The following is a 17,812-nucleotide window of genomic DNA, read 5'->3' on the forward strand; positions in this document are numbered from 1 at the left end:
ACCTTGGTGCGCATAATGTATATTATGTTAAATTGCATTGGCAGTTACGCACCGGGCTATCCCGCTAGGTTTATCTCACTCACCTTCATGCTTTGATTACTTAGTTTTCTAGAAGTTGGTTCATGAATGACGATTGTTCGAGTTGATACTCAGTCGGTTTCAATCCCCGATCGGTGTGCCCTGATGAAAACGCATCTGCCAATAGCCTCCGCTCTCTTGTGACGATTGCAACCAGATCGATGAACGCTCGGCACGGCGAACAATGCCGCCATCCGCATCACGTTGAAAACTTTTATACCTCAACAATACGGCACCCTTCGGCAAGAATCTGTGGCGGGCCGCTTTCCAACTTTAGCGCCGCAATGGTTTGCTGTTTGTCATAGTACAACCCGGAACAGCCGATCTCTTCAAAATCGTCATGCAGCAATTCTCCAACGATATTTGCATCGTTGCGTATTGCCGACTGATGGAGTTGAACCTCTAGTGCTTGGATTACTGGTAAAAGCTGTGCAATATCGTTCAAAACGCCCTCCTTTTTTGATCGCGCTACGTGAAATCTGAGGAATAATGGCTGTCATTACCCAACAGATTTCACCATAGGAAGCATTTTGACTGCACCGAATTGACTAGCAACTCGACGCAGATTCGGCTATTAAGGATTACGCGTTGAGCAATTTTTCAGCCGTCTCTTTCACGCTTGCCAGCAGGACTTTTACGTCCTCCAGACAAACCGTTGGGTTCAGCAGCGTTAGCTTCAGACAGGTTACGCCATCTGCTTCAGTAACCCCAACGTTGGCGCTACCTGATGCCAACAGAACATCGCCGATACGCTGGTTCAACAGCGCGATATACGCGCGATCGCCGCTTTTCGGGCAGAAACGGAACAGTACGCTTGCCAATTGTGGCTGCATAACCAGTTCCAGATGCGGTTGTGCAGAGACATACTCAGCCACTTTCTGTGACAGTGTAACGCCGTTATCAATGATTTCGGCGTACTGCTTTTTACCCAACGCTTCAAGGCCCATCCACAGCTTCAGGGCATCAAAACGACGCGTGGTTTGCAGTGATTTTGATACCAGATTAGGTACACCGTGCTCTTCGTCAAAATCAGAGTTCAGGTACGCCGCCTGATAACGCATCAGCTCATAATGACGTGCATCTTTCAGCAGGAATGCACCACAGCTGATGGTCTGGAAGAACTGCTTGTGGAAATCCAGTGTCACGGAGTCTGCGGATTCCAAGCCGTTCAGGTAGTGGCGATACTTCTCAGAAAGTAGCAGCGCTCCGCCCCATGCGGCATCAACGTGAACCCAGATATTTTCCTGCGCGGCCAGCGCGGTGATATCCTCTAACGGATCAATTGCACCTGCATCAGTCGTACCGGCAGTGGCCACAATCGCCATCACCTGCTCACCGTTGGCTTTTGCCTGCGCCAGTTTGGTTTTCAGGTCAGCGATATCCATACGCGAGAACGCATCGGTTTTCACCTGGGTCACTGACTGATAGCCCAGCCCCATCAACGCCATGTTTTTTTGCACGGAGAAGTGTGCGCTTTCGGAGCAAAACACTTTGATTTTGCTCAGATCGCCCGTTAACCCATGCTGCTGAACGGAGTGCCCCTGACGCGCGAAGAAAGCATCACGCGCCAGCATCAGCCCCATAAGGTTACTTTGGGTGCCGCCACTGGTGAACACGCCGGCATCACCGGCGCTGTATCCTATCTGCTCACGCAGCCACTCGATGAGTTTGATCTCAATGATGGTCGCTGATGGGCTTTGATCCCAGGAGTCCATGCTCTGGTTAGTAGCATTGATCAGCACCTCTGCAGCCTGGCTTATCACCAGGCTCGGGCAGTGCAGATGCGCCACACATTGTGCGTGATGTACAGAGAGGCTGTCCTTGAGGAAATACTCAACTGCGCGCTCAATGGCGGCCTGGTTGCCCAGGCCCTGAGAGGTAAAGTTCAACTGGATGCGCTCGCGCAACTGGTCGACGGTTTTCCCCTGATACATTTCTGGCTGCTTTAACCATTCGATAACGGCTTTGCTGCTCTGCTCAATGGCATCCTGATAGGCGGCGATACTTTGCGCCGAACCTGAGAGAATTGGGTTGTTATCAGACACGATCGTTAACTCCGATTAAACCGGCTCCATGCCAGTGGCCAGCAAGGCGTTTTCAAATTTATCGAGGAAAATTTCCAGCTCAGCGTCGGTGATCAGCAGTGACGGTAACAGGCGCAGTACGCAACCATGACGGCCGCCCCGCTCCAGAATCAAACCGGATTCGAAGCATTTTTTCTGCAGCAGTGCCGAAAGCTCGCCATCCGCCGGGTAACATCCCATGTGATCCTGCGCTTCGTTAGGCTTCACGATTTCAATGCCGATCATCAGGCCCAGGCCACGTACGTGACCGATAACCGGGAACCGTTTTTGCAGCTCGACCAGTTTGCCTTTCAGCCACTCGCCTTGGGCGGCAACTTTATCCGCGATGGCGTTGTCTTTAAGGATCTTAAGCGTGGTCAGACCGGTGGCCATTGCGAGCTGGTTACCACGGAATGTTCCGGTATGGTGGCCTGGCGCCCATGCATCAAACTGTTTTTTGATGCCTAGTACGGCCAACGGCAGACCGCCACCGACAGCTTTAGACATAACGATGATGTCTGGCTCGATACCTGCATGTTCAAATGCGAACAGCTTACCGGTGCGTGCAAAACCAGCTTGGACTTCGTCGATGATCAGCAGAATTCCATGGTCTTGCGTGACTTTACGGATGCGCTGTAGCCACTCGGCCGGAGCCGGGTTCACGCCGCCCTCACCCTGCACCGCTTCGAGGATCACCGCCGCTGGTTTGCGTACGCCGCTTTCCACGTCGTTGATCAAGTTATCGAAGTAGTACGTCAGTGCTTTAACGCCTGCGTCGCCACCGATACCCAGCGGGCAGCGGTACTGATGCGGATAAGGCATAAACTGCACTTCCGGCATCATATTGCTGACGGCTTCTTTTGGTGACAGGTTACCGGTTACGGAGAGCGCACCGTGCGTCATACCGTGGTAGCCGCCGGAGAAACTGATGATGCTTGAACGGCCAGTTACTTTTTTTGCCAGTTTGAGCGCGGCTTCAACCGCATCAGCGCCAGAAGGACCGGTGAATTGCAGGCAATACTCTTTGCCCTGGCCCGGTAATAAAGAGAGTAAATAAGAGGAAAATTCATCTTTCAGAGGTGTGGTAAGGTCCAGCGTATGTAACGGTAAGCCGCTGCTGATGACACTTTGAATGCTTTGAAGCACGTCAGGATGATTATGACCCAGCGCCAGAGTCCCGGCGCCTGCAAGACAATCAAGATATTGATTATTTTCAACATCAGTAATCCAAACGCCCTGCGCTTTAGCTATTGCCAATGGCAGTTTACGTGGATAGCTTCTGACGTTAGACTCAAACTCAGCCTGTCTTGCTAAAAAGGTATCATTGCTTTGTGGTAATGAACGAGCACTTAAAGTATCAATACGGACTTTATCCGTCATCATATCACTCCCACAACCTCGGGTATTATTAACGCCGGGTTGAGTTAAAGGTTAAGGGGATTGCCTGTAAAAACGCGGCCAATATATATTATTTTAATGGTGTACTCAATCATTTGTTTCAGCATGCAATCAACCCTGTAAAATCCAAGTGCAACAACAAGTTACCTTTCATCATGCATTAATTTTTGTTACCAATATTGTGCAAAACGTTACGGATACCCAGATTGCACACAACGTCATGAAAACCATCGTTTTGATATGGTTTTATTCTTTTGTTACACGATTTTACCGTTAAGAATGTTAGGCATTGGCCTGTAAGGCATTCTTTTTCACTGATTTATTGCCAAATAAAATAAAAATGTCGATCCATTAAGATAAATCACTTACTATGGCGCGCTTATTTTTACTATCCGTAAATAAAGAATTAATGCGCATCACACCGGTAACGCGTAAGAGGCAATACACGTTATCGACAACAGGAGGCTTTCCTGGGTTGTCATCAGAAATGTTCGCGGGCGGACATTTCGTAAGGCGAAGCGAGCTTCCCTTATGCCGAGAATGAAAATTTTCTAGCCATTTTTATGGCGCCCTGATATGAGACTGTTATGACACGCATTTATCCACAATTCGTCGTTGCCAAGTTTGGCGGCACCAGCGTTGCTGACTTTGACTCGATGAATCGCAGTGCCGGTATTGTTCTTGCTGATGACCTGGTTCGTTTGGTCGTGTTGTCTGCCTCCGCGGGAGTCACAAATCTATTAGTCGAACTTTCTGAAGGGCTGGAAAGTCGTGACCGTATGGATAAAATTGATACCCTTCGCACTATCCAGTACAACATTATTTCCCGCCTGAAAGCGCCGTTGGTCATTGGCAAGGAAATCGACCAACTCCTTGAAAATATTGCCCGTCTTGCCGAGACGGCATTGGCAACGCCTTCCACTGCGCTGAGTGATGAACTGGTCAGCCATGGCGAGCTGATGTCGAGTTTGTTATTTGCTGAAGTGCTTCGTGAGCGTAAAGCGCAAGCAGAATGGTTTGATGCACGTAAAGTCATTCGAACCAACAACTTTTACGGTTGCGCCGAACCCAATATCAGCCTTGTGAAAGATCAGGCAGAAGCCCATCTGCGGCCGCGTATTGAGCAGGCGATTGTTATCACCCAGGGTTTTATCGGCCGTGATGACGCCGGGCATACCACCACGTTGGGCCGGGGCGGCAGCGACTACACCGCCTCCCTGCTTGGGGAAGCATTGCAGGCCGCACGTGTCGATATCTGGACTGATGTGGCCGGGATCTACACCACCGATCCGCGCATTGTGGCGCAGGCCAGGCGTATCGACCATATCTCCTTTTCCGAAGCCAGCGACATGGCTGCTTTTGGTGCAAAAGTGCTCCATCCAGCGACCCTGTTACCCGCGGTGCGGAAAAATATCCCGGTCTTTGTGGGTTCCAGCAAAAATACCGCTGCCGGCGGCACGCTGGTTCGCCGCGAGACGGACAATCCACCACTTTATCGCGCCATTGCCGTTCGTCGTAAACAGACGTTACTGAGATTGCACCGCCTGCATGCGCAACCGGCATACACATTCTTTGCAGAAATGTTCGCGATTCTTGCAGAACATCAGGTTGATGTGGATCTGGTGACCACCTCCGACAGCTGCATAGCGCTGGCCCTGAATTCCACGGGGTCCACTTCGGGAGAAGATCACACCCTAACCACCGCGCTGCTTACGGCACTCTCTTCTCATTGCCGGGTCGAGATTGAAACCGGGCTGGCCCTGGTCACGCTGATTGGCAATCAACTCCATCGTGGCGCGGGAGTATGCCGGGATACATTTATGGATCTGGATGAGTATGCCGTGCGCATGATTTTCCATGGCGCATCCAATGATAATCTTTGCTTCCTGCTGCCAAGCGACGTTGCTGATGGCGCGGTTATTGCGCTGCACCGTAGGTTATTCGAGTAAGATAATTTGGGGCGTTTGCGCGCCCCTAAGACGCGCCTATGGCTCCATAAACATCCGTACAAAACGCTCAACCGGCCATTCCTTGATGTCGGATACCTGCCCATCCCCAATCTCTATAAGCCGGAGCTGACCCGCATCATTTTTAACCATATCGATGGAGAAAAATGGAGCATCTATGAGCTGCGCGATTTCAATAGCCACTTCTGGAATGATTCCGTCTGCAGAGAAAACTTTGCCATTCAACGAAAAATATCTGCGCTCACTCTCGGGGATAAAATTTTCAAAACGTCTAAGGCTAACTCCCCCTTCAATTTCTCCACGGAAGTGTTCAATGGATTGCAATACTTCGCGGATCTCATCGGCATTTACGGCAACAGAGCCTCTGGAGGTGGTTAAAGATTTAACATAATCCTTAACGAAGTAACACGGCCACTTAAGATGATCGGTCAGCTTATCGAAATCAGCATCTGCACTGACCAATATGGTTTCCGGCGTATACTTTTGGCAAATTTCGTACCAGCCTGTGATGTAATGGCACCGAATGTAATCATCAAATGATTCAAGCATTTGCCCGCCGCTTAGCGAAACGGCTCTATGCAGTTGTTGATATTCTTCCGGGCTTAGCATCCATCCACGCCATATCACGGGGACATCTGGCTCAAAGCTGTGAGAGAACTTGTACTTTCCCATCGAGGCGTGTTCAGACGACAGCAGCACACAGGTTAATCCTTTCTGTCTGGCACAGTTAAACTCCTGCTCAAAGGTTTCATCGGCCTTGGCAGGGTTAAAGTAATCACTGGGATAAATCAGCTGCATTTGAATTCACCCTATTTCCATTTATTTTACGGCACCGCAGGATCATACATTACAACAACTCGACCAGTTCAAACTCTTCTGTTACAAGCTCCATTGTGTCGGAGTAACTCCCTTCTCTTTGGAAGAACTCTTTGTGCCCTTGCCTCCAGTACCTGAGGCTGAAATCTCCCTCGCCTTCTTTTTTTGCCAGTTCGTCTGTCACATCGCAGAAACGAATTATCAGCATAGCGATCGTCCTAATGACACAGACTGGATCACCTTTGCCATTTAGGATAATGCTGTAGCCGCCGATCGTTGGTGATTCTTCTTCATTTTTGAAAGATGAAAGCGAACAGCAGGTTGCGGTTTTTACCCCTTTAATAACCAGGTCTGCTAGCTTGTCTGCCATTTCGGCGGAATCGCCAAATGGCCATGCAATGACCCCCGGATACTTAGTCTTTAGACTTTCAATAATAATCACCATTAAATCCTGTTAAATCAATTTATTAAAAAAGCCCCTCACTTCCAAGGTAGCAAACAAAATCATCTATCCACTATTTCGCACCAAGCGATTTTTTGAAGAAAGTTGCTATCTCGGTAATAATGCGTTGATGGATCGCGACACGATCTATGCCTTTACGATCCGTACATAAATCCGGCATCGTACGGTTCATATCAGGTGAGCATGGTGATAAAAATGTGAAATGGCCGGCGTTAGGAATGACCTCTAATGAAGCCCCTGTCTCACTCGCCAATGCTATCGCGTTATCATCAGGAGATAATTCCTCATCCTTGTCCCCGACAAAAATAAGTAACGGTGACTTAACCGGTTTCAATCCCTCTGGTGTAAAAATGACACTTAAGGGAGCAAGCAGGACGAATGACCGAATACGCGGATCGGCTGACGCGGCTAGTTCGGGATGATCAAGCCTGATATGGCCCTTCGCTTCGCAAACATGATGGTCGTTCGGGCGCTTCGCGCAGTACTCTACAAGGCGAGTAAGAGTCGGCTTGCCTCCTGCGAGTATCAAACCTGTTGTTCCACCGGCAGAAAACCCCAAAAATCCTATTCGATCTTTATCAGTATGTGGCGCTAGCACAGAATCTTTTAAAGCTGCCGACAAAGCAGCAGATACTTGCAAGGGGCGTCCGTAGATCGTGCTAGTAGCCCCGACTCGACTCGAATTCTGAAAATTATCGCCCGGATGGGTCACGCTTACGACGATGTATCCTTGCTTGGCGATGGCTGTGGCCAGATCATGATGCCCCCACATACTACCCATGTTTCCATGCGAAAGCAGAATCAACGGATATGAATCGCTCCCAATGGGGACCGATTTGGACGCTGAAATCTTATAGGGACCAATGCTTGTAACCCCCGAAAGCCCAGAACTTGGAAAGAACGCCACCGTTTCTATTGGGTGATGATCAATAGGGTCGACAACTTCAAATTTTTTGATCCCAACACCATTAATGTTTGCGGCATTCGCACCTGTAACATATAGCATTAGAAACAATATCACTGGCATGAATTTAAGGAGAATATCGCTAAAATCCGGTACCTTGGCGTAGCCTAGTAAAACCATGTAAGTCTCACAAATCCATTTTGACACATGAAAGTATCATAATGTACAAAATACGATTTCTGATACCTAATTGTCCGTACTTTGAACGTGCCAGGTGAGTTCTGAAAGACAACGGTCGTAGAGAGCGCGCAGATTGGGCTGGAGGATATGGATGAACTGAAAGCCGATCTGGAGCAAGGCTTTGAAAGATTGAAGCAATTTATTTGAGACGTGATTTTTGCCAAGGTGACCGCATGAACGGTCATCTGCCCTTTCCTAGCTATTCCGCGCTTTGCCGCCGAAAGCGTACGAGCCAAGCCGCCAGCAAAATGGCTGTTATCGCGATGCCTGTGGCAACGTAACCGATGTTTTCCAAACCCCATTGGGGGATCACCATGCCACCGATAATGGCGCCAAGACCCGTACCGGCATTGGCAGCAGAGACGTTCAACGTTCCGGCTAGTGCCTGAGCGTGTGAAGCGGACTTCATCACCCTTACCTGACAGATTGGAAACAGTGCAGTATAAGCGATACCCCATAGCGCAAGTGCCAACCATAACAGAATGAGCGAGTCTGCCGCAGGTACGCTGGCCATCATGCCTATGCCCAGCAATAACGAGAATATGGCGGTAGCGCCTAGTGGGCTGCGATCCACAACGCGCCCGCCAAGCCAATTACCTACCAGGCCGATAGCACCGAAGCCCATAAGCCACCAACCGACTTGCGCCGGTGCCACACCAGCGATGCGCTCCAGCATGTCGGCTAGATAAGTGTAAGCCGTAAACATTTCGGTGAACACAATGACCGACAACACAACGTTACCGACAAAATACGGATCTTTGAGGATGCGTGTCTGCTCTGCCAGCCTCAGCCGTTCGGGGCGTGCCAGGGTCGGCATGAAGATCGCCAGGGCCAATGCCATAACCAGCGACAGCCCGGCCAGTATCCAGAAGGTGCCACGCCAGCCGATGATGTCCGACGCTAGCGTACCCAGTGGAATGCCAAACAGTAAGGCTGCTGAGATCCCCAGATACACCTGCGATACTGCGCGACCGGCACGATGCGGCCCGGCAATCTGTCCGGCCGTCTCGCTGGCCGTCCCCCAGAATACTGGCAGCACCAGCGCTGGAATGAACCTGGCAATCGCAAGCACCCAAACGTTCGGAGCGATTGCGGCCAGAGCGTTCGAAACGCTAAAGATCATCAGAATAGCGATGAACAGGCGCTTACGTTCAATGTGTGACAACAACGCAGTCAGCAAAGGGCCGAACAGCATCACTGTGAAGGCGAACAGGGTAACGAACTGACCGGCAGCGGAAATTGAAATATCCAAGTCGCGTGCCAGTGCTGGCAATAGTCCGACGATCAGGTATTCGGTCGTGACAATGACGAAAGCCGCCACCGCAAGAATGACGATGGAAAGGCGGCTACGACTCGCCGAAATGGCGGTGCCCGGTGCGGTAATGCAAGACATCAAAAAGGCTCCTACGGGGGGATTTGCTGTTGCCTTCAGTATATTTAAGAAATATATTCTTATTATTGATATATTTTACCGAAATATTTGAATTAAATTCCTTAATAAGCGAGGGCAGCATGATCCCAGCGGAGCGGCTTAAGGGCATCGAAACCTTTGTGGCAACGGCCGACGCAGGCAGTTTCACGGCAGCGGCAGAGCAATTGCACCTGACCAGCTCTGCCGTCAGCAAAAGTGTGGCACGCCTGGAGGATCGGCTTGGGACTCGGCTGTTCGAGCGCACAACCCGCCGGTTGGCTCTGACGGATGCAGGGGCTGCGTTCTACCGCACTTGCGTACGAGTGCTGGCCGATTTGGAAGAAGCTGAAGCCGTGCTCGCCGCCCAGCACAGTGAACCGGTGGGTCGTCTGCGGCTAGACGCACCAGCGACGTTTGGTCGCCTCCGTGTTTGGCCGTTGCTGCTCCAGTTCTCACAGCAACACCCGCACTTACGCCCGCATGTTTCCTTGACCGATCGTTTCGTTGATTTGCTCGAAGAAGCGATCGACGTGGCTGTGCGTATCGGTGGCCCGGATCATTGGCCTACCTCAGTTGGCCATCGCAACCTGGGCTGTGAACGTCTCATTTTCTGCGCCTCGCCCGATTACCTGGCCCGCAACGGGACACCGACATCGCCCGCCGAACTATCTCGCCATGATGCCGTGCTCTATGGCAAGGCCGATGGAACCACGGGGCCTTGGCTGATCGCACATGATGCAGGATTGATTGAGCGGCGAACGATGGAAGGCCGCATTATTGTCGGCAACGGCGAAGCTCAGGTTGCCGCGGTCAAGGCTGGATGCGGTATCGCACAGTTGGCAACCTGGCTGGTCTGCGATGAAATTGCACGCGGTGAATTGGTGCAAATCCTACCGGAACTGGCGACTGATGGTCTGCCGCTCAATCTGGTGTGGCCCATTGGGCGACAACTGCAGCCAAAAGTGGATGCCATGCTGGAGTTGCTCGCTGCCGAATTGCGTATCGACTAGCCTTGGCAACACCAAGCCCTTCACGCTTACCGCGCTGTGGTGAATTGCCGGTTACCTTGCATACGAATAAACAGCATCCCACCAGCGAATATAGTGAGAACCTGCGATGCCACCAGCACCGAAAAGCCTGAGGAGACGGCTTGCCAGGGGAAAATCTGCGCCGCAGCAGCCCGACATCTGTTTGACTGGCCCATACCGCAGCCAAGAGTTCCTTTGATCCCGGCACGGCTTGAGACACTGGTTTTACTTGCCCCTCACCCCAACCCTCTCCCACAGGGCGAGGGAGCTGGTACGGTGCCGTGTTCAGGTGCTGAGGTGATCTGCGACAGAGTTGTTGCAGAAGAGGAGTGCCCTAATTAAATAGTGGCACGTTTGGTCGCCTCACAAAGGGCGAGCTCCGGGCGTTGTATCAGCCCGGAACACAACTCTTTTATAGCCAGCTGGTGTTTTTCCAACCCTTTTTTGCCATGCAGGCAGTAAATGCGGCTTTCCGGCTGTTTATATTTACGTCCAAGGGATAGCTTTCAACGCCTAGTTTATTTTCATATTTATAACCACTGCTGTTACATCCATCGTCATCTTTATTGCATTTCAATGAAACCTGCTTTTCAACGCTTCTAGTAGCGACCTCATTTTTAACCGGGTACTGAGCTAATGACTCAGTATCGCAAAGGCTATTCGCCTCTTGAAGGGGCAGCGTTGGCGTACCTAACGGTTCCCATGTGGCAGCACAGCCTGACAAAATAATGGCGGGAAAAACAGCAAGCAAACATTTATTCATAAAAGTTTCTTTAGTTAATTTGAGGGGGCTATCTTGTTAGCAGAGGATACTTGTAAACATAACTTACTGAGTTCGATATCTTTATCGGACAGGTCAGTCACGCTAACGGTGAAATCCTTGGTATAGAAGACATTATAGTGTAAAGGATTTAAACGACAGATTAACGGCCGTACTCCAACCTGTTGGCTGGCAACGTTGTCCCGGCTGATTGGCCTATCTCGCGCTGATAGTGGTTTGCAGCGTCCAACCAATCTGGCCTACCGGTATTGACTAAAATTCGAATAATAAGAGAATGACAAGATTGTTTAGATACTCAATAGAAGCCGGAGCGAATCATCGCCTGTTCTCATAGCTTTACCAAAGTTAAACAACTGGGCGTACTTCTTGCCGGTGTCCTTTCACTGGCCAGTTGCACCTCTGAACCTGCGAAATCCTTAGTCACTCCGTTGCCTTCGGTGGCAAAACAGCCACACCCGGATAAATCACGGCAAAGCCAGGAACCGGTGCGTGGCGTTTGGCTGGCAACCGTATCCCGCCTCGATTGGCCACCAGTGACATCGGTCAATGCCAGCAGCCCAGACATCCGCATTCGCCAACAGCAGGAAGCACTGAAGGGCAAGCTGGATAAACTGAAGACGCTGGGTATTAACACCGTTTTTTTCCAGGTTAAGCCTGATGGCACTGCCCTCTGGGCATCAAAAATTTTGCCATGGTCAGATGTGCTGACGGGGAATATTGGCGACAACCCAGGCTATGATCCGCTGCAGTTTATGCTGGATGAAGCTCACAAGCGCGGCATGAAAGTCCATGCCTGGTTTAACCCCTACCGAGTGTCCGTTAACACCAAGCCTGTAACCATTGATAAAATGAACCGCACATTGTCGCAGCAGCCAGCCAGCGTCTATGTGCTACACCCTGACTGGATCCGCACCGCAGGCGACCGATTCGTGCTCGACCCAGGTATCCCGGAGGTACGAGACTGGATCACCAGCATCGTAGCAGAGGTGGTTACCCATTATGATATTGACGGCGTGCAGTTTGATGATTATTTCTATGCTGAGTCCCCTGGTTCTGTGCTCAACGACAGCCAGACGTTCAAAAAGTATGGTCAACACTTTGGCTCCAAAGCGGACTGGCGGCGAGACAACACCAAGCAATTGGTTGGGCAAGTTTCTCGTACGATCAAAAAGTTGAATCCCGACGTTGAATTTGGAGTCAGCCCTTCTGGCGTATGGCGTAACCACTCACACGATGTGGCCGGTTCCAATACGCGAGGTGCTGCGGCATATGATGAATCTTATGCCGACACCCGCAATTGGGTGCAACTTGGGCTGCTGGATTACATCGCTCCGCAGCTGTATTGGCCCTTCGCGCGTGACGCGGCCCGTTATGATGTGCTCGCCAAATGGTGGGCTAATGTGGTGACCTCCACCAATACGCGTCTTTATATCGGTGTGGCGCTCTATAAAGTGGGTATTCCGTCAAAGAACGAGCCCGATTGGATGGTCAATGGTGGCGTGCTGGAGCTACAAAAGCAGCTGGATTTGAATGAGTCCGTATCGCAAATTAAAGGCACGATCCTGTTCAGAGAGGATTATCTTAATCAGCCACAGACCCAGCAGGCCGTGAATTACCTGAAAAGTCGCTGGGGTAGTTGAGATATTTAGGGGGCAATATGCCCCCTGAGACTGCGGGGCTAAAAAAATTACTTCTGCAACGCCTCAAGAATGCGGTAAGCCGCCGCAACGCGCACAGGATTAGGATAATTTTTGTTCGCCAACATCACGATGCCGAGATCCTGTTGAGGAATGAAGGCTACGTAGCTGCCAAATCCGCCGGTCGAGCCGGTTTTATGTACCCAAGAGGTGCTTGATGCTGGCGCTGGCGGAGTGATTTTTGTGACGCTCAGCGCTGCCAGTGCGTTTTTATTATCGCTACCCTCGACCACGGTTTTCTCTTTAACCGGCCAGTTCAGCATTTCCCAACCCAGACCTTGATACATATCACCGGCATGCCAGTAGCGCGATTGGGCAAGCGTAATCCCCTTCTGCAGCGAGGCATCCTTCACGTTGGCAGGCACCATGTTGGCCTGCACCCAGCTTGCCATATCCTCTATCGACGACTTCACGCCGTAGGCTTCGGCATCAAACATGCCCGGAGAAACGCGAACCGCTTTCCCATCGCGATAGCCCCAGGCGTAGTGCTTATCTTCCTGCTGCGGCACGTTTATCCAGGTTTGCGATAGCTTCAACGGTTGGAACACGCGTTTGGTCATCGCCTGTTCAAAACTCATGCCTGACGGTTTAACCATCAGCGCTCCAAACAGGCCAATACTGGCGTTCGAGTAAAGGCGCTTGGTGCCCGGAGCCCACTGCGGTTGCCAGGTTTGATAGTAACTCTGTAGCGATGCTTCATCGGTAACATTTTCCGGTATCTGAAGCGGTAAGCCACCGGCGGTATAGGTTGCCAGATGTAGCAAAGTGATGCCTTGCCATTGCTTGCCCGACAGCGCTGGCCAGTATTTGCTCGCCGGATCGCCAAGGTTGATTTCACCGCGAGCAATGGCATCACCGCCTAGCACTCCAGTGAACGTTTTACTGACCGAACCGAGCTCGAATAAGGTTTGCTGCGTGACGGGCTGCTTGCCCGCAACGTCTGCCAATCCCCAGGTGAAGTAGTAAGGCTGCCCCTGATAAATCACCGCTACGGCCATGCCGGGAATGCCCTGCTCTTTGATCAATGGCGCAACGGTGCGATTAACAATGTCGGCTATCTGTTTTTCCGTTTGCGGTGCTGCAAACACTGAACCTGAGGTGGCGAGCAACAGCACACAGGATAGGGATTTTTTCAACATTGCGATTTTCCGTAATTGAGAGTTAAGGGTTCTATCAGACGCGCTTAGTTTGTAGAACTTGATGTTGGGCGGCAAACGGTAAAATTTAGCATCTGTTAAAAGTTTTTCTATTGGCTTGGATGATAGCCGATGGTGTTAAATCAATCGTTAAATGCCTTGTGTAACACCACGGCAAATGCCGATGGATTCTCCCAGGACATAGAGTGCCCTGCTTGTGGCACTGTTGCTACCGATATGCCCTGATGGCTGACATACTCAAAGTCACGGTCCGGTAAGGATTGTTCGCCAAAAATCAGTGAGCGTGAACAGGACAGATTGAGGAAAGTCTCCATCCATGACGGTGAAGCTCCATCAATCAGGCTTTTGGCTCCCCGCCACATTGCCCAGGGGGCCGCATTTTGGGCCGAACCTTTCCAGGGGGATGTGTGGTCTGCCAGCATTTCGTCGTACACTTGCGAGATAAACTCAGCTTCCGGTCTCTCCACCAGCAGGCGGCTGTATACGCCGCCACCGGCATAAAAGTTAGGTTCCGAAACCACCAGTTTACCTATCCGTTTACCCAATCGTTCTGCTACTTCAATCGCGATACTGCCCCCCATGCTGTGACCATAAAGATGACAATGTGACAGATTCAATGCAGTAATCACTTCGATCACAACGTCTGCCTGATGAGCAATGCTGTAATCAAAATCACGAGGTTTATCGCTAAAGCCATATCCAGGAAGGTCAATCAGAATCGCGCGTCGTCCCGCAAATGCCGGATCTGCCACAATGCGTGGATACTCATAGGAAGACGCGCACCCAAGCCCATGAACAAACACAATCGGGATACCCTGGCCTGGCAAATCGTGCCAACGCACACAGGCGCCAGCGGTTAACGAAAATAAACTCTGCATGTAGTATTCCTCTGTTAATTTCCGGGGCTGCCTCAATGAGTGCCAACGTATCACAAAAGCCAACCATTTTAAGGTATTAGCAATTGATGTCTGTCATTTAATAGCGCTATCATCAAGCCTTATACCTAGCGGATTACAGCAAATGCTCAGAAAAGATGATGTGAAACCACGCGCCTATAAACAGGTTGATGTATTTACCACCTCGCCATTGCAGGGAAACCCCTTGGCAGTGATCCTGGAGGCGGAGGGCTTGAATGAGATGCAGATGCTTTCATTAGCTCGCTGGACCAACCTTTCGGAAACGACGTTTGTTTTCAAACCGACTAATCCGCTGGCAGATTATCAGGTGCGCATTTTTACCCCCGAAAAAGAGCTACCCTTTGCCGGGCATCCAACATTGGGTACGGCTCATGCATTACTGGAGGCTGGGCTGGTGACCAAACAGCCGGGTGTGGTGATGCAAGAATGCGGGGTTGGTCTGGTTGCGGTCAATATCTTACCTGAAGGAACGCTGGCGTTTGCTGCACCTGCGGTAACGCTTCGAACGCTGACTTCAGAAGAAAGGGAAACGCTAACGGCCGCTTTTCTGCCTGCGGTTATTGAAGCCGATACGATGCCGGTGATTGCCGATATGGGTATTCGCTGGCTGATGGTACGTATGCCAAGCGCTCAATCCTGCCTGACGATGACGCCGGATCAAGCCATGATTAAGAAGCTGCAAACTGATTATCATGTTGATGGCGTGGTGATTTATGGTGCCTATTCATCGGGTGAACCAGCAGATTATGAAATGCGAGCGTTTCTGGTTGAATGGGACAAGTTGGTTGAAGACCCAGTGACTGGCAGTGCCAATGCTTGCCTAGCCCGTTTGTTGAAAGCCAATAACTTCCCCGACGGTGGCTCGACGGCGCAGGGGTATCAGGTTCGACAAGGCACCCAACTGCATCGAGATGGCCGGGTTAGCGTTCGTTTTATTGACGGTGAGCCTTGGGTTGGTGGGCAGAGTTGCACGCTGATAAATGGTCAGTTGCACATTTAGCTGTGGCGATAACTCACAGAATATCGGCATAGTGACCGGGTGCGCTTTCCCGGTCTTATAGATTGATGATGACGAATCACAATAGCTTAAGTAAATGTGTTGCGATCCCCCATCGGAGAGTGACACATTTATCCCCAGCCAGGTCTAAAACAGTGTCGTACAAGTATCACTTTCATCAAAAATTACCGTTGATCCATTAGGCTAACAGCCAGATTCGCCAGCCAGCTGAAAATTCGTTATTATCCACATCCACTCCCCATCCGGCAGCCTGATGTCTACGATTTTCGATACCTTTATTGCCCCGCCGTGTCATGACGAGATAGAGATCCTCTATCAGGACGATCACCTGGTGCTTATCAATAAGCCAACCGGGCTGCTCAGCCTCTCTGGGAAGAATCCGCAAAATCTCGATTCGGTACATTATCGGCTGGTAAAGATATTCCCCGGCTGCACTCTGATTCACCGCCTTGATTTCGGCACTTCCGGGCTGATGGTAGTTGCCCGCAACAAGGCTATCAACGCCGCCCTCTGCCAACAGTTCAGCCAGCGCACCGTGACCAAAGTTTACAGCGCACTGCTCTGTGGACACCTGAAAGACAACAACGGGGTGATAGACGCTGCGATTGCCAAAGACCCGGCGCTGTTCCCGCTGATGTCGATTTGCTCAATCCACGGCAAGCCCGCTCGCTCCCGCTATCGAGTCGTTGAGCGTTTGTATCACGAGGTGGAAGACGGGACGTTACTGCCTTTGACGCGTGTAGAGCTAACCCCGGAGACCGGGCGCACCCACCAACTGCGCATTCACTGCCAGCAGTTGGGACACCCTATTTTGGGCTGCGATCTGTATGGCGGCCTCCTGATACCTGGCACCGAACGGACGCCGCGGCTGATGCTGCACGCCAGTGAGCTGCATTTTGTTCATCCTATTAGCGAAGTGTTGATCAAAGCCTGTAATGTCAGCCCGTTTTGAAGGTGAAAGTAGCTCTGCCCGCAAAACCGATGCCTATGGGGCATCCAAGCACTCTGTAGATCTCAGAAATCACCTTCATCGTTGCGTCTTCGATCGTTCCTTCATTTCGGCATAAAACCCAGCCGTTCTCTGCAATTTCTCGCTCGAACGCCTTGGTACAAGCGACATGATCTTCCAGCTTATGAATCACAGTACTACTTAGCCCACGTGGTCGGGCCGCGGCCCTTGCCCATGAAATATCAGCCGCAGTAACAACCCCGACATGTAGGTCTGGCGTTCGCACGTTTCGTTCAATGTTAAGCTGTAAAATCTCTGCAAATGGGACCATCCGGCGAAACGCAGCATCCGATGGGTACCAGCGATCCATCAAGATAATGCTGTCCGGTGGTTGTTTAGTCAGCACTTGCTGGGAAATCCAGGCACGGCTATCAGCAAAGCGCTCACAAACCTCCAATTCTAAATCCAGGGTGGGATTTCTGGCGAGCTTGTTAACGAGGGCCATTGTTTCCCTCCTGTAGGGATCGCTTTTTTTCTCGCAAAGTCGGATCACCTTCTTGTTGTCTGCCCTTAGTACTTTCGCAATGGCCTCCAAAAGTGTGGTTTTACCGGCTCCCTTGGGCCCATCCAGAGAAACAAATAGCTGACGACTCATTCTTCAAATGCCGATTGATATACGGTTTTTGTAAAACTTGAATCTGGCAAAAGCATCTTACATTCCTTCGTATGAATAACGCGCCCCCTCTTCGTTCGTCGGAGCCGCCTGGCGCGTCAGCGCGAACCGAATCGAGGATTCTTATAAACAGACACTGGTGAACCTCTGGCAATGATTCTAACTCACGGGTCTAAAACTCAGGATTACAGCTGTTTATGGTCATTGTCCATATGTTGTGACCTGCGCGGGGTAGTTTAAGGGTTCCGCTTA

17 protein-coding genes are annotated in these 17,812 nt (G+C 50.9%); 5 read left to right on the forward strand and 12 right to left on the reverse strand.

Annotated elements, in window-relative coordinates:
* Window positions 1-292: 292 nt before the first annotated feature.
* From N6G83_RS54885 to N6G83_RS52905, 3 genes are all read right to left on the reverse strand, one after another.
* The gene (locus N6G83_RS54885) at window positions 293-523 is read right to left on the reverse strand and encodes a nuclear transport factor 2 family protein (protein ID WP_312847441.1); all 231 of its coding nucleotides are present in this window, start codon (window positions 521-523) and stop codon (window positions 293-295) included.
* A 136-nt stretch (window positions 524-659) separates the two neighbouring features.
* Window positions 660-2,123 (reverse strand): pyridoxal phosphate-dependent decarboxylase family protein, encoded by a 1,464-nt coding sequence (locus N6G83_RS52900; RefSeq protein WP_211136927.1) that lies wholly within the window; start codon window positions 2,121-2,123, stop codon window positions 660-662.
* 15 nt (window positions 2,124-2,138) lie between these two features.
* A complete protein-coding gene (locus tag N6G83_RS52905) occupies window positions 2,139-3,524 on the reverse strand; it encodes a diaminobutyrate--2-oxoglutarate transaminase (protein ID WP_024530116.1) in 1,386 nt (461 codons plus the stop codon).
* A gap of 602 nt (window positions 3,525-4,126) precedes the next feature.
* Here N6G83_RS52905 and lysC point away from each other — a divergent pair.
* Complete coding sequence (lysC, locus tag N6G83_RS52910; RefSeq protein ID WP_024530115.1) at window positions 4,127-5,488, forward strand: lysine-sensitive aspartokinase 3; 1,362 nt, start codon at window positions 4,127-4,129, stop codon at window positions 5,486-5,488.
* A 36-nt stretch (window positions 5,489-5,524) separates the two neighbouring features.
* Here the strand turns inward: lysC and N6G83_RS52915 are convergent, their stop codons facing one another.
* The 4 genes from N6G83_RS52915 to N6G83_RS52930 form a co-directional block, all read right to left on the reverse strand.
* A complete protein-coding gene (locus N6G83_RS52915; RefSeq protein WP_211136919.1) occupies window positions 5,525-6,304 on the reverse strand; it encodes an ATP-grasp domain-containing protein in 780 nt (259 codons plus the stop codon).
* A 49-nt stretch (window positions 6,305-6,353) separates the two neighbouring features.
* Complete coding sequence (locus tag N6G83_RS52920) at window positions 6,354-6,767, reverse strand: ASCH domain-containing protein (protein WP_409529744.1); 414 nt, start codon at window positions 6,765-6,767, stop codon at window positions 6,354-6,356.
* Window positions 6,768-6,837: 70 nt separating this feature from the next.
* Window positions 6,838-7,869, reverse strand: coding sequence for an alpha/beta fold hydrolase (locus N6G83_RS52925; protein WP_211136918.1), 1,032 nt, complete (start codon window positions 7,867-7,869; stop codon window positions 6,838-6,840).
* A gap of 259 nt (window positions 7,870-8,128) precedes the next feature.
* Window positions 8,129-9,322: an MFS transporter gene (locus N6G83_RS52930; RefSeq protein ID WP_211136917.1), complete on the reverse strand. Its 1,194-nt coding sequence runs from the start codon at window positions 9,320-9,322 to the stop codon at window positions 8,129-8,131.
* Between the two features lie 119 nt (window positions 9,323-9,441).
* Between N6G83_RS52930 and N6G83_RS52935 the strand changes: the two genes are divergently transcribed.
* The gene (locus tag N6G83_RS52935; RefSeq protein WP_260524352.1) at window positions 9,442-10,350 is read left to right on the forward strand and encodes a LysR family transcriptional regulator; all 909 of its coding nucleotides are present in this window, start codon (window positions 9,442-9,444) and stop codon (window positions 10,348-10,350) included.
* 430 nt (window positions 10,351-10,780) lie between these two features.
* On the opposite strand, the gene N6G83_RS52940 is transcribed toward N6G83_RS52935, so the two are convergent.
* Entirely contained in the window at window positions 10,781-11,131 is a 351-nt protein-coding gene (locus N6G83_RS52940) for a hypothetical protein (RefSeq protein ID WP_029711512.1), read from the reverse strand.
* A gap of 14 nt (window positions 11,132-11,145) precedes the next feature.
* Window positions 11,146-11,382: a DUF4354 family protein gene (locus N6G83_RS52945; RefSeq protein WP_143182277.1), complete on the reverse strand. Its 237-nt coding sequence runs from the start codon at window positions 11,380-11,382 to the stop codon at window positions 11,146-11,148.
* 81 nt (window positions 11,383-11,463) lie between these two features.
* On the opposite strand from N6G83_RS52945, the gene N6G83_RS52950 reads away from it, so the two are divergent.
* On the forward strand, window positions 11,464-12,789 hold the full coding sequence (locus N6G83_RS52950; RefSeq protein ID WP_211136554.1) for a glycoside hydrolase family 10 protein: 1,326 nt from the start codon (window positions 11,464-11,466) through the stop codon (window positions 12,787-12,789).
* Window positions 12,790-12,836: 47 nt separating this feature from the next.
* Here N6G83_RS52950 and blaSFDC read toward each other — a convergent pair whose 3' ends face one another.
* Window positions 12,837-13,985 carry an SFDC family class C beta-lactamase gene (blaSFDC, locus tag N6G83_RS52955; RefSeq protein ID WP_211136542.1) on the reverse strand — a complete coding sequence of 383 codons (1,149 nt, stop codon included), beginning with the start codon at window positions 13,983-13,985 and terminating at the stop codon, window positions 12,837-12,839.
* A 140-nt stretch (window positions 13,986-14,125) separates the two neighbouring features.
* On the reverse strand, window positions 14,126-14,881 hold the full coding sequence (locus N6G83_RS52960) for an alpha/beta fold hydrolase (protein ID WP_211136543.1): 756 nt from the start codon (window positions 14,879-14,881) through the stop codon (window positions 14,126-14,128).
* 142 nt (window positions 14,882-15,023) lie between these two features.
* On the opposite strand from N6G83_RS52960, the gene N6G83_RS52965 reads away from it, so the two are divergent.
* Together N6G83_RS52965 and N6G83_RS52970 are read left to right on the forward strand one after the other, a co-directional pair.
* Window positions 15,024-15,920 carry a PhzF family phenazine biosynthesis protein gene (locus N6G83_RS52965; RefSeq protein WP_211136544.1) on the forward strand — a complete coding sequence of 299 codons (897 nt, stop codon included), beginning with the start codon at window positions 15,024-15,026 and terminating at the stop codon, window positions 15,918-15,920.
* Between the two features lie 271 nt (window positions 15,921-16,191).
* Window positions 16,192-16,890, forward strand: coding sequence for an RluA family pseudouridine synthase (locus N6G83_RS52970; protein WP_024530095.1), 699 nt, complete (start codon window positions 16,192-16,194; stop codon window positions 16,888-16,890).
* Here the strand turns inward: N6G83_RS52970 and N6G83_RS52975 are convergent.
* Window positions 16,877-17,542: a dTMP kinase gene (locus N6G83_RS52975; protein WP_074031137.1), complete on the reverse strand. Its 666-nt coding sequence runs from the start codon at window positions 17,540-17,542 to the stop codon at window positions 16,877-16,879. The genes N6G83_RS52970 and N6G83_RS52975 overlap by 14 nt on opposite strands.
* Between the last annotated feature and the right edge of the window lie 270 nt (window positions 17,543-17,812).

The organism is Serratia sp. PL7 (assembly GCF_945957435.1).

What these genes read in the sequence shown, in the direction of transcription:
- N6G83_RS52930 (WP_211136917.1), bottom strand. Translation starts at nt 9,322, where the DNA reads ATGTCTTGCATTACCGCACCGGGCACCGCCATTTCGGCGAGTCGTAGC.
- N6G83_RS52975 (WP_074031137.1), bottom strand. Translation starts at nt 17,542, where the DNA reads ATGAGTCGTCAGCTATTTGTTTCTCTGGATGGGCCCAAGGGAGCCGGT.
- N6G83_RS52965 (WP_211136544.1), top strand. Translation starts at nt 15,024, where the DNA reads ATGCTCAGAAAAGATGATGTGAAACCACGCGCCTATAAACAGGTTGAT.
- blaSFDC (WP_211136542.1), bottom strand. Translation starts at nt 13,985, where the DNA reads ATGTTGAAAAAATCCCTATCCTGTGTGCTGTTGCTCGCCACCTCAGGT.
- N6G83_RS52905 (WP_024530116.1), bottom strand. Translation starts at nt 3,524, where the DNA reads ATGATGACGGATAAAGTCCGTATTGATACTTTAAGTGCTCGTTCATTA.
- N6G83_RS52915 (WP_211136919.1), bottom strand. Translation starts at nt 6,304, where the DNA reads ATGCAGCTGATTTATCCCAGTGATTACTTTAACCCTGCCAAGGCCGAT.
- N6G83_RS52925 (WP_211136918.1), bottom strand. Translation starts at nt 7,869, where the DNA reads ATGGTTTTACTAGGCTACGCCAAGGTACCGGATTTTAGCGATATTCTC.
- N6G83_RS52970 (WP_024530095.1), top strand. Translation starts at nt 16,192, where the DNA reads ATGTCTACGATTTTCGATACCTTTATTGCCCCGCCGTGTCATGACGAG.
- lysC (WP_024530115.1), top strand. Translation starts at nt 4,127, where the DNA reads ATGACACGCATTTATCCACAATTCGTCGTTGCCAAGTTTGGCGGCACC.
- N6G83_RS52960 (WP_211136543.1), bottom strand. Translation starts at nt 14,881, where the DNA reads ATGCAGAGTTTATTTTCGTTAACCGCTGGCGCCTGTGTGCGTTGGCAC.
- N6G83_RS52920 (WP_409529744.1), bottom strand. Translation starts at nt 6,767, where the DNA reads ATGGTGATTATTATTGAAAGTCTAAAGACTAAGTATCCGGGGGTCATT.
- N6G83_RS52940 (WP_029711512.1), bottom strand. Translation starts at nt 11,131, where the DNA reads ATGAATAAATGTTTGCTTGCTGTTTTTCCCGCCATTATTTTGTCAGGC.
- N6G83_RS52935 (WP_260524352.1), top strand. Translation starts at nt 9,442, where the DNA reads ATGATCCCAGCGGAGCGGCTTAAGGGCATCGAAACCTTTGTGGCAACG.